Here is a 14,472-nt window from a genome sequence, read left to right as displayed (position 1 = left end):
GAGTAACCAGGTTCGTCTCTTTGGCGGAATTCCGAGAAGCGAACCGAAAGAGAGTAACCAGGTTCGTCTCTTGGGCGGAATTCCGAGAAGCGAACCGAAAGAGAGTAACCAGGTTCGTCTCTGGGGCCGAATTCCGAGAAGCGCACCGAAAGAGAGTAACCAGATTCGTCTCTTGGGCGGAAATTTAGTCGGGAAGCTTACGGCGACGCAAACGGGGCGGGATCGCACTCCTTTTTAAACGGTGAATAAAATCTCCAATATTATAAAATAAAAAGGAATATTGATTTATTTCAAAACGGTGTGATATGATCGAACAAGAAATCAACAGGCGAGCGCAGAAGGAGGCCTTCCATGGACCGGGTCGCGATCGGGATCGATATCGGCGGAACTTACATCAAGAGCGGACTGGTCGGGGAAGACGGACGAGTCCGGGAGCAGAACTCGACTCCGACGGAGGCTGCGGGAGGCAAGGCGGGCTTGCTGGGCAAGCTTGGACAGATCGTGCACGGGTATGAACGAATGGCCGCCGAGCGGCCCTTCGAATTGGCGGGCATCGGGATCGGGACGGCGGGATACGTTACGACAAGCGGTTTGATCGGAAGCGCGACGGACAACCTGCCGGGTTGGCAGGGGACTTGCGTTCCGAGCGAATTGAAGACGCATACTTCTCTCCCGGTTTTCGTAGAGAACGATGTGAATGCGGTTGCTATCGGGGAACGCTGGCTGGGAGCCGGGCGCGGGCGGGACGGGTTTATTTGCTTGACGCTGGGAACCGGAATCGGCGGCTGCCTCATTACCGGAGGGGAGCCTTACCGGGGAAGGAACGGATATGCCGGCGCGTACGGGCATCAGACCGTTAGGATGGACGGGCAAGCCTGCACCTGCGGGTTGCGCGGCTGCTGGGAGCAGTACGCTTCCGTTACGGCATTGAAGAGGTGGGCCCCGGAAATGGCGGACGGCGCCGAATGGTCCCAAACGCCCGAGAATATTTTCGCGCAAGCCCGCGAAGGCCATGAGACCGCGCTGCGGATCGTCGAACGGTACGCGGAATACGTGGCGGTCGGCATCGCCAATCTCATCCATAGCTTGAATCCGACCGCGATCGTGATCGGAGGGGCGATATCGGCGCAGGGCGAGTTCCTGTTCGGGAGAATTCGCCGCCATGTCCGGCGCCTCACGCTTCACGGGTTCGCGGACGAACCCGAGCTGCCCATCCTGCCGGCGGAGCTCGGCAATATGGCTGGGGTGATCGGAGCGGCGAGGCGAACTTGGATGAGCATCGCCCCATAATCAACAATTACATATAAATACCATATAACGTCATGTAAATTGACGTTTATTTGGTGTTTTTTGAAGCCGTCCAACAAAATATCGGAGAAAAATTCGTCTTTAAATCGCGAAAGTGAAGATTTTTTCTCAAATCTGCATTAGAATAAAGTCAACTCAAACGGAGAAACGAGAATGGAGGGGTTAGAGGTTAGGATATCTGACATAACGGTGTTTGCGTTGTCGCTCCCGATGAAGCAGGATTTCGCCATCTCCGGCGGGACCGTCGGCGACAAGAGCCGCGGAGCTCCGCACGTGTACGTCAGAGTGACGTCGGATGACGGCGCGGAAGGCTGGGGCGAAGCGAGACCGAGCCCCAGATGGAGCTACGAGACGCCGGAGACGGTCGCGAGCACGATCGACCGTTATCTGAAGCCGGCGCTGCTGGGAATGGACGCCGTCGACTTGCAAGCCGTCCACTCGATTATGAACCGGGAGATCAAGCCGGGTTACGGCAGCGGACAGCCGATCGCGAAGGCCGCGGTGGACATGGCGCTGCACGATCTGATCGGCTGCGCGACCGGCCGGCGGCTGGCCGACATGTGGTTCGCCGGCTTCCGTCCGGGGATCTCGCTGTCTTACCTGATCAGTACGCCCGACCCGGCGGAGGCGGAGCGCAAGGCTTCCGACGCCAAGCGGAAAGGATACCGGGGCGTCGACGTGAAGCTGGGTCTCGATCCGGCGGCGGACGCGGACATTCTGGAGGCGGTTAAAGGAGCCGCGCCGGATCTGTTCTTCCGGGCCGATGCGAACCAGGCCTACACGTTGCAGCAGGCGGTCAAGCTGGCGAAGCGAATGGAGAGGCTGGGGGTCGACGTATTCGAGCAGCCGCTCCGGGCGAACGATTTGTTCGGCCATGCCGAGCTGCGCCGGAAAACGTCGGTTCCGGTCGCGCTGGACGAGAGCATCTGGACGGCGGGCGACCTCGTTCAAGCCATCCGGGCGGAAGCCTGCGATACGGTGGTCGTCAAGGTAACGAAGATGGGCGGCTTGTCGGGCGCGAAGCGCTGCGGGGAGCTTGCCAGGGAAGCGGGGCTGGGCCTCCTCGGAGGCGGATTGACCGAGTCGCGGCTCGGATTGGCGGCCAGCGCGCACTTGTTCAATTGCTTGGGGATTACAGAGCCGGCCGATCTGAACGGTCCGCTGTTTCTGGAGGACGATCCGGTCGAAGAGGGACCGACGATCGACGAGGGAAGCGCAACGCTGCCCGACCGGCCGGGGATCGGCTGCAGGATCTCGACGGACAAGCTTCAAGCCTTTTTTTTAAAGTGAATTGAAGATTTTCTCCGTGATTTTTGTTTGGAAAAAGGGGAATTGTCCGCCAATATTGGATTGCTTTTCATAGGGGAGGTGGTGTCCCGGCGTCGAGGCAAGTCAAGGGGATACGGTTCAAGCGGCTTCATCACTTTTATTGCAAGGAATAAGGGAGGCGTCCAGTTTGGCTAAATTCAGAAAAAAACCGTTGGCATTGTTGGGCTCAAGCGTTCTTGTCCTGTCCGTTCTGGCCGGATGCGGTTCGAATGATAACAACGAGGGGAGCGCAGGCGCGAGCGCGGCGGGGGCAAGCCCGAGCGCCAGCTCGGCCGCCGATGCGAGCGCCAAGCCGAAAGACAAGGTCGAAATCTCGTTCTGGACGACGTATACCGACGCGGACGCCGGGCCGATCACCGCGATCGTCGACAACTTCAACAAGAGTCAGGACCATATTACGGTCAAAATGCTGGGGAACCAGGATCCGACGAAGCAACTGACCGCCATCTCCGGCGGCGCGGCGCCCGACGTACTGCTCACCTACTGGAACAACATCGGCCCGTGGGCGGACGCCGGCGCGGTCCGGGACCTGACGGACGACATCTCCAAATCCGGCTTCGATGTCTCAAGCATCATTCCCGCGGCCATGGACCGGATGATGATCAACGACAAATATTACGCGATGCCGTTCACGATGAGCATGGCCAGCTCGCTCATGTACAACAAGGCGGATTTCGCGGCAGCCGGGCTCACAAAGCCGCCGGAAACGCTGGAGGAGCTGTCCGATTACGCGAAGAAGCTGACGAAGAAGGATTCCTCGGGCAATATTACGCAGATCGGCTTCATTCCGGACTATCCGTGGATCGACAACGTGTTCTGGCCGGTTATTTTCGGAGGATCCTGGATCGATTCGAACGGCAAGCTGACGCCGAACGCGGAACCGAACGTGAAAGCCATCGCGTATCAGCGTTCCTTCTATGAAGAATTCGGGCAGAGCCAGATCGACAAGTTCAAGTCCGGCATGGGCAAGCGCGGCACGGCTCAGGATCCGCTGCTGACCGGCCAGATGGCGATGATGGTCGGCTGGGAATACAACTTCATGCCGGAGAGGGCCGCGGACGGGCCGATCGGCGTCGCTCCGTTCCCTTACCCGGCGGATCATCCGGAGCTGAAGGGATCCGGCATGGTCAGCCCGCGCGCCGTCTTCATCCCGGCGAAGGCCAAGCATCCGGAGGAAGCATGGGCATTCATGCAGTACCTGATGACGACGGATACGCAGGTGCAATATTCGCTTGACGCCCACGTCATTCCGACAATCAAGGACGCGCTGAGCGACGACCGGCTCTACGTCGATTCGAACAAAACGATGGCCGACTTCTACGAGAGCGCGAAGAGCGAGAACCTGAACGGCTTCCCGAACAGCTCCTACATCAACGAATACTTGCAGTCGCTGTCCGAGGAGACCGAGAAGGCGCTCAAGGGAACCGAATCGCCGCAGGAGGCCATGGACAAAGTGGCGGAGAAGATTCAGCCGCTGGCCGACGGGAAATAAGAGGGGAGCGGGCCGCGAACACCGGCCCGCTTATCATGGAAGAAAGGAGGCGGAAGGATGGCGAAGATCCTAAACGACAACGCGATCGGAATCCGCAGGCGCAACCGGAAAGTGCTGATCGTCGGCCTTCTGTTTACCAGCCCGTGGATTATCGGTTTTTTCATTTTCCAGCTCTATCCCATTCTGGCTTCTTTCTATTATAGTCTCACCGAGTACAACCTGTTCTCTCCGCCCAAATGGGTGGGGCTCGGCAACTATCGGAAGCTGTTCCATGACGACAAGTTTTATTTGTCGATGTACAACACGCTCTACATTACGATCGTCGGCGTCGTGCCCCATATGGCCTACGCGCTGGCGATGGCGCTGCTGCTCAATGCCAAGGTGAAGGGACAGAGCCTGTACCGAACGATCTACTTCCTGCCGACGCTCGTTCCCGCCGTTGCCAGCTCGCTTCTGTGGATGTGGCTATTAAACTCCCAGTACGGCTTGATCAATATGGGACTTCATTATATAGGAATCGCCGGCCCGAACTGGCTGGTCGATCCGGATTGGACGAAACCGTCGCTCATCCTGATGGGGTTCTGGGGAACGGGAACGATTACCGTCATGTACCTGGCGGCGCTTCAGGACGTGCCCAAGATGTATTACGAGGCGGCCGAGATCGACGGCGCAAGCAAGTGGAGACAGTTCTGGGTCATTACGTTCCCGTCCATCTCGCCGATGACGCTGTTCCAATTGATCATGATGCTGATCGCCTCGTTCCAGTATTTTACCGAAGGACTCGTGTTCGCCGAAGCGACGCAATCGACCGGCGGGCCGGAAAATTCCTTGTTGTTCTATTCGATCTATCTATACCAGCAGGCTTTCTCGTTCCTGAACATGGGCTACGCCTCCGCGATGGCTTGGATGCTGTTCGTCGTCGTGATGATCTGCGCCCTCGTCATCTTCCGAACGTCCGCGCGCTGGGTCTACTATGGAGGTGACAAGTGATGTCCGGCCAATCCACCGTTACCGGAGCTTCGTCGGCCCAAGGGGCCGCCGGAAGAAGAGGAATGAAGCCGGTCGCCAAATCGGTCCTGAAGCATGCGATTCTATGCTTGGCCGGCATCTTCTTCCTCGGACCGTTCGCCTACCTGCTGCTGACCTCGGTCAAGTCGATCGACGATATTTTCGCGATACCGTTCGTCTGGTGGCCCAAAAAGCTGTATTTCGCGAACTATTCGAACGCCGTTCATGCGATCCCGTTTCTGCGCTACACGCTGAACACGCTGTTCGTATCGCTGATGTGCGTGCTCGGCGAGCTGATCGCGGCTCCGCTGACCGCGTACGGTCTGGCCCGCATTCCTTTCAAGGGGCGAAACGTCGTGTTCATGGTCATGATGGGAACGATCATGCTGCCGGCGCAGTCCACGATGGTGCCGCTCTACATTCTGTACAACAAGATGAACATGGTGAACACGTACTGGCCGCTCATTTTGCCCGCTTTTTTCGGTGCGGCGTATTACATCTTCCTGCTCAGACAGTTCTTCATGGGAATTCCTTGGGAGATCACGGAATCGGCCAAAATCGACGGAGCATCGGAATTCAGAATCTACACGCGAATGATCCTTCCCTTGTCGATCCCGGCGCTGTTTACCGTAGGACTGCTCGTCTTCCTCAGTTCATGGAAAGATTACCAGCTGCCGCTCATTTACTTGAACGATCCGAACAAGTGGACGCTGTCGGTCGGGCTGAAGGCGTTCATCGGCGAGCACAACGTGGAATGGGGCATGCTGATGGCGGCCGCTTCGCTGTTCACGATTCCGATCATCATCCTCTATTTCTTCGTTCAGAAGGTATTCATTCAAGGCATTACGCTGACCGGCTCCAAGTAACGCCGCCGGCATGCGTTCATTCATCTTCAACCATAGGGAGAGAACCGAACATGCTGTCTTTCGCTTCTCAGGTCATCACCGTCTTGAAGCCGTATTTCGACAGCCTGCTAAGGCAGGATCCGCAGACGGGCGAGAGGTATATCTACGACGACGAGCTGGGGGACCGGGCCAGCTGCTGCACGACGGGAGCGGCCGCTTCTTTCTACGCTTGGGCGGGAAAAAGAAACGGGTCGGACGACGGTCTGAACGTCGCGCGGGAGCTCGTTCGGGAAGCCGCGCGGCGCCAACTGCCCGGCGGCGGGTTCGGGCAGCCTTTCTACGTCAAGAAAGGGGAACCGGACACCGTCGATATCGCGGAGGTAGGGGCCATTGCCGACAGCCTGTACCACGTGCACCGGGCAACGGGCAGCGAGGAAGCCAAGGCGAGCCTGATCCGCTCGGCGGATTACTTGCTGACGCAGGTGTCGCCGCGCAATCCGGCCGCCATCCTGAAGCGGCCCGGCGAAGACTTCGACGTGCTGAACGGAGACATGTACGCGGCGCATACGTTCGGCAGAGCCTACGAGTTGTCGGGCAACCCGGTTTACCTGGAGAAGGTTCGGCAAATTTTCGTTCATCTGGCCGACCGCTTCGGCAAAAACGAGCCGGGCTGGTGGCCGTACATCGAGAACTGGGACGGTTCCGTCTTCATGGGCAACAGCGTTCTCTATCAAGCGACGATCGTCGGCCTTGCGCATTCCGCGCTGCCGCTGCTTGACGAAGAGCTTCAGATCCGCTGGGAGCGGGTCGCGGAGGAAGCGATGAATACGATGCTGCAGGCGATCCGCCAGCCTCCGTCGGAGGCGACGGAGGCGCCTTGGTGGAGCCGCGATTGGAGCAACGGCTGGGAGCTTTATCTTTGCTTCTGCCGCAGCTCCGCACCGGAGGTCCGCAAGCTCGGCGAGGACCGGTTCGCCGAAGCGGCGGCGGAGCTGGCCGAGCAAGGAGTCGCGCGGTTCCGTCCGAAGATCGGGAACCCGGTTCCGGACCGCACGCCGGTGACGACGACTTTCCGCAAAGCCGCGGGCTTCGCTTCGCTTTTCGCGAATCTGGCCTTCGAATCCGGCGGCGAGCTCGAATAGCGCGGACCGGAAGTTCGCAATGCAAAGGAGGATTACCGGATATGGCTACACGGCCGCTAACTAAGAAAGGCCTTATCGTATCTTGCCAAGCCGCTCCGGAGGACCCCCTGTACGGGGCGGAAATGATGGTCCGCATGGCAGTGGCGGCCGAGCAAGGAGGAGCGATCGGCATTCGCTCCAACGGCTACAACGATATCAAAGCGATCAAACAGTCGGTAAACGTTCCGGTTATCGGTCTGATCAAACGGAAAATATCGGGGTCCGACATCTACATTACGCCGGAGCTGGAAGATGTCGAGGCGATTCTGGAAGCGGGAGCGGACATCGTCGCGCTGGATCTGACGGACCGCGAGGATCGGTACGCGAAGGGCAAGAAGCTGATCGAGCGCGTCCACCAGGCCGGAGCGCGCGTCATGGCCGATATTTCCGTCGCCGAGGAGGGACTGGCCGCGGAGCGATTGGGCGCGGATTACGTCTCCACCACCCTGTCGGGATATACGCCTTACAGCCCGCAAAGCGAAAGGCCGGACCTGAAGCTGGTGGAAGCGCTCGGCGGCAAGCTCTCCGTTCCCCTTATCGCGGAGGGAAGAATCTGGAGCGCGGACGATGCCGTTACGGCGCTCGCCAGCGGCGCCGAATACGTGGTGGTCGGAACCGCGATCACGCGTCCGCAGCTGGTCACGAAACGGTTCGTCGACCGAATTGCCGGTTATTTCGATCAACTACAACTTTCGGAGCCCCAAGGAGGAACCCGTTCATGAGACAGATCGTCGTTAAGCAGCGCGCCGCCGTGCTGGAGGAAGCAGAAGCGCCCCGTTTGACCGAAGACCATCCGCATCGCGTTCTGGTCAAGGTCAAATATTCGTCCATCAGCCCGGGAACCGAACTGAACTTGATTCACAACATGGACGTTCCCGACGGATTCAAGCTCGGCTACAGCGCCTCCGGCGAAGTCGTCGCGGTCGGTTCCGAAGTTCGGGACCTGAAGCCGGGGGATCCGGTCGCTTGCTACGGCGGCCCTTACGTGTACCATGCCGAACAGCTCTCCGTTCCGCGGCAGCTGTGCGCCAAATTGTCTTCCGCCGAGCATCTGCGGGAAGCGGCTCTGGTCGGGCTCAGCTCGGTGGCGATCCACAGCGTCCGCCGAATCTCGCTGCAATTCGGGGAGACGGTCTGGGTCGTCGGACTGGGGCTGCTCGGGCAGCTGATCGTCCGGTTCTGCAAGCAGGCCAATTACCGCGTGCTGGCGACCGATATGGACCCGGCCCGCGTCGCGGCGGCCCGGGCACTCGGCGTCGAGGCTTATCTGGTGAACGACGAGCGGCTCGGAGAGCATATCGACCGGTTCACGGAAGGCCACGGCTTCGACGGCATCGCGCTCGTGGCTCACGCTTCCAGCCCGAAAATCATCGAATCCAGCATGGAGAAGCTGGCGTTCCGGGGCAAGTTCGTGCTCGTCGGCAACGTGCCGATCGAATTCCCCCGCGAGCTGTTCTTCCAGAAGGAGGCCGACTTCCTTATCGCCCGCGCGGCGGGGCCCGGGCGGTACGACGAGCAGTACGAGGACGGCCATATCGACTATCCGAAGTCGTACGTCCGCTGGACGGAAGGCCGCAATATGGGCGAATTCGTTCGCCAGCTGGAAGAAGGGCGGCTGCAGCTCGGATCGCTGATCACTCACGAGTACGCCATCGGCCAAGCTCCGGAAGCTTACGTCGCCATGAAAGCGGATATTAGCAAAACGCTGGGCGTGCTGGTAAGGTACGAATGAGTCCGGCGAGGACAACGAAGGCATGGAAAATGGAGGCTCGGAAGCGGGACGCATCGGTTCGGCGGCGGGGAGGGGTCTCATGACGGAGCGAATGAGAATCGGGATCGTCGGGACGGATACGTCCCACTCGATCGCCTTCGCGGAGCTGCTGAACGACCGGTCTCACCGCTATCGCGTGCCGGGCGGGGAAGTCGTCCTGGCCTACCCGGGAGGGTCGCCGGACTTCGAGCTGAGCCGGTCACGCGTGGCCGGGTTCGCGGAGGAGATGAGCCGCCGGTTCGGCGTTTGGATGGCGGACCGTCCGGAGCAGGTGGCGGCGGAGTGCGACGCCGTTCTGCTGCTGTCCGCGGACGGGCGGGTTCATCTGGAGCAGTTCGAAGCGGTGGCTGTCGGCGGCAAGCCCGTCTTTATCGACAAGCCGCTGGCGTGCAGCTTGAAGGAGGCGACCGCCATCGCGGAGCTGGCGCGGGCCAAGTCGGTGCCGGTGATGAGCTCCTCGGCGCTTCGCTACGCGGAGGCGTTGACCAAGCAGCTGCAAGGCCGGGAAGACGACAGGCCGGTCGGCGTAGACTGCTACGCTCCGATGTTCATGGAGCCGACCCAGCGGGGCTACTTCTGGTACGGCATCCACTCGGCCGAGATGCTGTATGCGATCCTGGGCACCGGCTGCCGTTGCGTGAGGGCGTCGGGCTCGGGAGACGCCGAGACGATCGTCGGCGTCTGGAGCGACGGAACGGTCGGCACCATCCGCGGCAGCCGGTCGGGAGGATTCCCGTTCGCGGCTGCGATCGCCCGGGAGCGCAGTTCCTCGTTCGCGAATATCGCGAGCGAAGAGAAGCCCTTCTACGCCAGCCTGCTGGAGCAGGTGATGGAGATGTTCCGGACCGGCGTCCCCGCCGTCGGGATGAGCGAGACGCTGGAGATTATCCGGTTCGTCGAAGCGGCCAACCAAAGCCGGGAGAACGGCGGCGGGCCGGTCGAGCTCGAACCGGCGAATTCATAGGAAGGCCGTGATCCTGTCCGCGGACAGCTTCATTCGGGTGGCTCTCATCGAAGCCGCCTAATGTTGAGACGCCCAATCAAGGCGCTTGCGACGCAAAACATCGCAACGGGCGCACGCAAGCGCCGGTGAGACGACGGATACGATGAAAAACATCGTATCGAATGCTTTTCACCTAGAGTGAGACGCCCAATCAAGGCGCTTGCGATGCAAAACATCGCAACGGGCGCACGCAAGCGCCGGCGAGACGACGGATACGATGCATAACATCGTATCGAATGCTTTTCGCCTAGAGTGAGAAGCCCAATCAAGACGCTTGCGATGCTAAACATCGCAACGTGCGTAAGCAAGCGCCAACGAGACGACGGATACGATGCATAACATCGTATCGTAAAATGGACTTCGCAACGATTGCCGAAGACTGGAGGCGCGTTCATGAAATATATGATCCTGACCGACTTGGAAGGCGCGGCCGGCGTCGATTCCTTCAGCCGGACGAGAACGAAGGAGACGGCTCCGAAGGAAGCGGGCATGAGGCAGCTGGGGCAAGAAGTGAACGCTTGCTCCGCCGGAATTCTCTCGGTCGACCCGGCTGCCGAGATCGATGCGATCGACGGGCACGGAACGGGAGGCCTCTTCCCGGAAGATCTGGCCGGCTGCCGATATGTCAGCCTGATCGGAACGAGCGTCTGCCGGCTGCTCGAAGAAGGCGGCTACGACGCGATGCTGTTCGTGGGCCAGCATGCGATGGCGGGCACGGTCGCGGCCCCTCTCTGCCACACGTACTCCTCGCGGGACGTGATGTATTACCGGTTGAACGATATTTTCATCGGCGAGTTCGGCGCGCGAGCTCTGCTTGCCGGGCTGCGGGGAGTCCCCGTGGTCTTCCTGTCCGGGGACGACAAAGCCGCGGCCGAAGCGGCCATGTTCGTTCCCGGCATCGTGACGGCGGTAACGAAAGTCGGCCTCGGCCTCGAAGCGGCCGAGCATCGCCCCGCGGCCGAAGCGTGCCGCGCTATTCGCGAAGGAGCGGCCGAGGCGGTAAGGAAGATGCCCCGGATTGCGCCGTTCACGGGCATCCGGGCGCCTTACGTGTTCGAGGCCCGCTATTATCGGCCGATCGAGGATGCGTACTGGCTTGGGAATCCGGACGCCGTCTTCCTGGACGAACGAACGGTCCGGATCGTGACGGACGATCTCTCTCGGCTACCTTTGTAACCCGCCGGCCATTCATCATTCCGCACGTTAGGAGGGACGCCGGATGCTGACGGAAAGACGACCGCACCGAACGGAACCGTCCGGGATCCGAATCGCCGTGATCGGGCCCGAAGAAGTGATGCCGATGATGATACGCTGTCTCAAGCGCTTCCCTTCCTTTCTTCCGTCCATCCGCTCCTACCGGCGGGTCGCGGAAGCGCCGCAGCTCGCCGGATTCGCCTCCGAGGAGGCGGATCTGCTCTTGTTCACGGGAGAGATTCCGTATCGGCTTGCCAGAGCCCGTGTCCATTTTCGGGTGCCGGCGCTGTTCGTTCCGTTAACCGGTTCCGGGTTGAACCGGTGTTTGCTGCGCTTGGAGAGAAGCTGCGGCTTGTCGGCCCTCTCGGCGGATACCCTGCCGCGCTCCGCCGTCGAAGCGGCGCTCGAGGGGCTCGGGGGAGACCCGATCGAACTGGCCGTTTATGAGGGATGCGCCAATCCTTCCGCTTCGGAGCTGATTGCTTATCACCGCGACCAGTACCGATCCGGCCGTTCCCGCTGCGCCTTGACGGCGCTGAAGAGCGTGGCCGGGCAGTTGGCGGAGGAGGGGATCCCCGTCGAATGGATCGTGCCGTCGGAGCAGGACATTATCGTCACGCTGGAGCGGGCCTTGCTATCGACGGAATGGCGGAGAAACAAAGAAGCTCAGTTCGTGATCGGATATATTCGCGTGGAGCGTCTCTCCCGCAGCGCCGATCGTGGGGCGCCGGAGCGTACGGCCGATCGCCTGCGGCTTCCGATCCATTCGATTCTCCTGGACTTCGCCGAGCTTCTGGAAGGATCGCTGACTCCCTTGGCCGGCGATGAATATTTGCTGGTCACGTCGCGGGGAATCCTCGAGCGCGAGACGGCCGGGTACAAGCGGCTTCCGCTGGCGAAGCAGGCGCTGATTGAGGCCGGCGCCGCGCTCAGCATCGGCATCGGGTTCGGCTGCTCCGCGGGGGAGGCGGAGACGCGCGCGAGGCAATCGCTCTTCCTGGCGAAGGAGGGCGGCGGAAACGCCTGCTACATCGTTCGCGAAGACGAGAGCGTCATCGGGCCTCTGGAGATGACCGAGCCGATGGAGCTCGGCCTCGCTCTCGTCGATGCGGCTCTGGTGAAGAAGGCGGGGGAGGTCGGTCTCACCACCCTCTACTTAAGCAAGCTGATCGGCCATACGACCCGATATGGCAGAATCGATTATTACGCCCGGGATTTGGCGTCCGTCTTGGGCGTGACGGTCCGGAGCGCGCACCGGTTCCTGCTGACGTGGACGGACGCAGGGCTCGTCGAGGTGGTCGGCGAAGAGAAGGGAGCTTCGCGCGGACGCCCGCGCCAGAAATACCGGATGAGCTTCCTGGACGATCTGATCTGCTAACCCGACGGCGAACGGACAAAAGATGAGAATAAATTGTCCAAATATACCGAAAATAATGAACAATATCTCCTTCTCGAGTAAAATTTGGATGAAAATCAATCCAAGACAGAGGAGAGTGTTGTATGAAAAACAGGCCATTGCTCGCATTGTTGGCGGCGCTGGTGGCGGGAGCGTCCCTCTCGGCGACGTCTGCCTCCGCGGATCGCTCCGGGTCGGAGTCCTCCCCCGCGACATCCGCAGCCGCAGCGGCGTCCCGGCCGGACACGCCGGAACTGACCGACCTGGCGCTGGGCAAGAGCTACACGCTCGAGACGCCTTACGCTCCGGACGCCTTATTCTCCCAGACGGAAGCCGCCCATCCGGACGATACCGGCGGCCAGCTGACGGACGGCGTCTATGGCGGCACCTCGTTCTCCAACTCCGCCTTCGTGGGCCGAATCTGGCAGGGCAGCCGGATCGTGACGATCGATCTAGGCGAGATCGGCACGGTCGAGAAGATCGACGTGAACGTGCTGCAGGACAACGCCTCCGGCATCTTCTTCCCTTCTTCCGTCGCCTTCTACGTCTCGGAGGACGGCAAGAAGTGGGAGCGCCTGGCGGACGGCGTCAGCAAGCTTCCGACGACGCTTGCGGGGCCGGCCGCCCAGAAGATCGGCATCGAAGGCGTGCACAAGACGGCGCGTTACGTAAAGCTGGACATCCCGGTCCAATCGTGGATGTTCATGGACGAGATCGAGGTGCTCGGCACACCGGACCAATCCGGGAAGAAGCCCCATCCGACCCCCGACAACTCGCAGAACAACAAAGGCTACCCGAAGGCCGGCTCGCCGCAGGCGGGAGGCATCTCCAATGAAGCGCTGCTGTACACCGGCGAATGGCAGTACGAGCCCGCCGATTGGATCTCTTACACCAAGGAAGACTTGAAGCCCTACGTATCCTACGTGGACCCGCAGATGAACCGGAAAGACTACCTATTCGACGGATTCCTCTTCCTTCAATACGGGCCGCTGTTGAACGGGGCCAACTACGGCACGACCGGACTTCCGACCGACAAAGCGGATTGGGAGAAGACGCTGGACCGCCTGTTCCGAACCGATTACGATCTCGGCGCGCTGGACCAGGCCGTCGGCGAGGCGAAGCAGGAGCTGAAGAAGGGCTCGTACGACGCCAAGGTCGTCATCTCCATCCCTTATCCGCGCACGGATCAAAGCGACTTCGGCGACGTGGACGGCGACGGCATCAGCGAGAACATGAACGTTCGGGAGGTCGGCGAGGAGCAGGCGCTGCTGAACCGCGAGAAAGTGGTTAAATGGTACGTGGACGAAGCGTACAAGCGCTGGGAAGCCGCCGGCTATCATAACATCAAGCTCGCCGCCTTCTATTGGTACAACGAGCTCATGTCCCGCCAGACGACGGTAAACGAAGACAAGCTCGTTCAATGGACCTCGTCATACGTTCACGGCCGGGGCGCCAAGCTGCAGTGGATTCCGTATTATTTCTCCCGCGGCTGGAGCGATTGGCAAGCCGACGGGTTCGATACCGCGCTGATGCAGCCGAACTATCTGTTCCAGAATACGGCCGCGGACCGGGTCGATACGGTCGCGCAGGCTGCCTACGACAACGGCATGGGCGTCGAGCATGAGATGTCCGACGGCGTGCTGACGGACCCGGCGCTGCGGGCAAAGTATTATGCTTACTTGGACAAAGGGGTCGAGCACGGGTACATGAACGCGTTCAAGGCGTTCTACCAGCAGGTCAAGACGCTGCTGACCGCGGCGAAGTCCTCCGATCCGGAGGCGCGGCAGGTGTACGACAAGACGTATCAGTATATCAAAGGGGTCTATCAACCCTAGGTCCGAAGCAGAATCGGACGGCGTAAGCAAGGCCCCGCGGGCGGCGGGGCCTGTCTCTTTTGCTTAGAAAAAAATCTCCATAATCAATATGTCAATCTTCTGAGAAAATG

The 14,472-nt window shown here is 60.5% G+C and carries 12 protein-coding genes; all 12 read left to right on the top strand.

Going from position 1 to position 14,472, the window contains the following annotated elements:
* Positions 1-351 precede the first annotated feature (351 nt).
* The 12 genes from H7C18_RS30090 to H7C18_RS30035 all read left to right on the top strand — a co-directional run bounded on the left by H7C18_RS30090 (position 352) and on the right by H7C18_RS30035 (position 14,362).
* On the top strand, positions 352-1,290 hold the full coding sequence (locus tag H7C18_RS30090) for an ROK family protein (RefSeq protein WP_185132827.1): 939 nt from the start codon (positions 352-354) through the stop codon (positions 1,288-1,290).
* A 207-nt stretch (positions 1,291-1,497) separates the two neighbouring features.
* Positions 1,498-2,598, top strand: coding sequence for a mandelate racemase/muconate lactonizing enzyme family protein (locus H7C18_RS30085; RefSeq protein WP_337913929.1), 1,101 nt, complete (start codon positions 1,498-1,500; stop codon positions 2,596-2,598).
* A gap of 166 nt (positions 2,599-2,764) precedes the next feature.
* Positions 2,765-4,129 carry an ABC transporter substrate-binding protein gene (locus tag H7C18_RS30080; RefSeq protein ID WP_238358072.1) on the top strand — a complete coding sequence of 455 codons (1,365 nt, stop codon included), beginning with the start codon at positions 2,765-2,767 and terminating at the stop codon, positions 4,127-4,129.
* Positions 4,130-4,186: 57 nt separating this feature from the next.
* Complete coding sequence (locus H7C18_RS30075; protein WP_185132825.1) at positions 4,187-5,119, top strand: carbohydrate ABC transporter permease; 933 nt, start codon at positions 4,187-4,189, stop codon at positions 5,117-5,119.
* Complete coding sequence (locus H7C18_RS30070) at positions 5,119-6,003, top strand: carbohydrate ABC transporter permease (RefSeq protein WP_185132824.1); 885 nt, start codon at positions 5,119-5,121, stop codon at positions 6,001-6,003. Before H7C18_RS30075 ends, H7C18_RS30070 begins: the two co-directional genes overlap by 1 nt.
* A 50-nt stretch (positions 6,004-6,053) precedes the next feature.
* Positions 6,054-7,124, top strand: coding sequence for a glycoside hydrolase family protein (locus H7C18_RS30065; RefSeq protein WP_185132823.1), 1,071 nt, complete (start codon positions 6,054-6,056; stop codon positions 7,122-7,124).
* Between the two features lie 41 nt (positions 7,125-7,165).
* Positions 7,166-7,885 (top strand): N-acetylmannosamine-6-phosphate 2-epimerase, encoded by a 720-nt coding sequence (locus tag H7C18_RS30060; RefSeq protein WP_185132822.1) that lies wholly within the window; start codon positions 7,166-7,168, stop codon positions 7,883-7,885.
* Positions 7,882-8,895: a zinc-dependent alcohol dehydrogenase gene (locus H7C18_RS30055; RefSeq protein ID WP_185132821.1), complete on the top strand. Its 1,014-nt coding sequence runs from the start codon at positions 7,882-7,884 to the stop codon at positions 8,893-8,895. The genes H7C18_RS30060 and H7C18_RS30055 overlap by 4 nt, the downstream gene beginning before the upstream one ends.
* 79 nt (positions 8,896-8,974) lie before the next feature.
* Positions 8,975-9,898 carry a Gfo/Idh/MocA family protein gene (locus tag H7C18_RS30050; protein WP_185132820.1) on the top strand — a complete coding sequence of 308 codons (924 nt, stop codon included), beginning with the start codon at positions 8,975-8,977 and terminating at the stop codon, positions 9,896-9,898.
* 432 nt (positions 9,899-10,330) lie between these two features.
* Positions 10,331-11,113 (top strand): M55 family metallopeptidase, encoded by a 783-nt coding sequence (locus H7C18_RS30045; RefSeq protein ID WP_185132819.1) that lies wholly within the window; start codon positions 10,331-10,333, stop codon positions 11,111-11,113.
* Between the two features lie 43 nt (positions 11,114-11,156).
* Complete coding sequence (locus tag H7C18_RS30040) at positions 11,157-12,509, top strand: hypothetical protein (protein WP_185132818.1); 1,353 nt, start codon at positions 11,157-11,159, stop codon at positions 12,507-12,509.
* A 122-nt stretch (positions 12,510-12,631) separates the two neighbouring features.
* Positions 12,632-14,362 carry a DUF4855 domain-containing protein gene (locus H7C18_RS30035; RefSeq protein WP_185132817.1) on the top strand — a complete coding sequence of 577 codons (1,731 nt, stop codon included), beginning with the start codon at positions 12,632-12,634 and terminating at the stop codon, positions 14,360-14,362.
* Positions 14,363-14,472 lie beyond the last annotated feature (110 nt).

Origin of the sequence: Cohnella zeiphila (assembly GCF_014212055.1) — a bacterium.
GTDB classification, from domain to species: domain Bacteria; phylum Bacillota; class Bacilli; order Paenibacillales; family Paenibacillaceae; genus Cohnella; species Cohnella zeiphila.
Note: the sequence above shows the minus strand (reverse complement) of the source record. Positions and strands in the feature narration are given on the sequence as shown.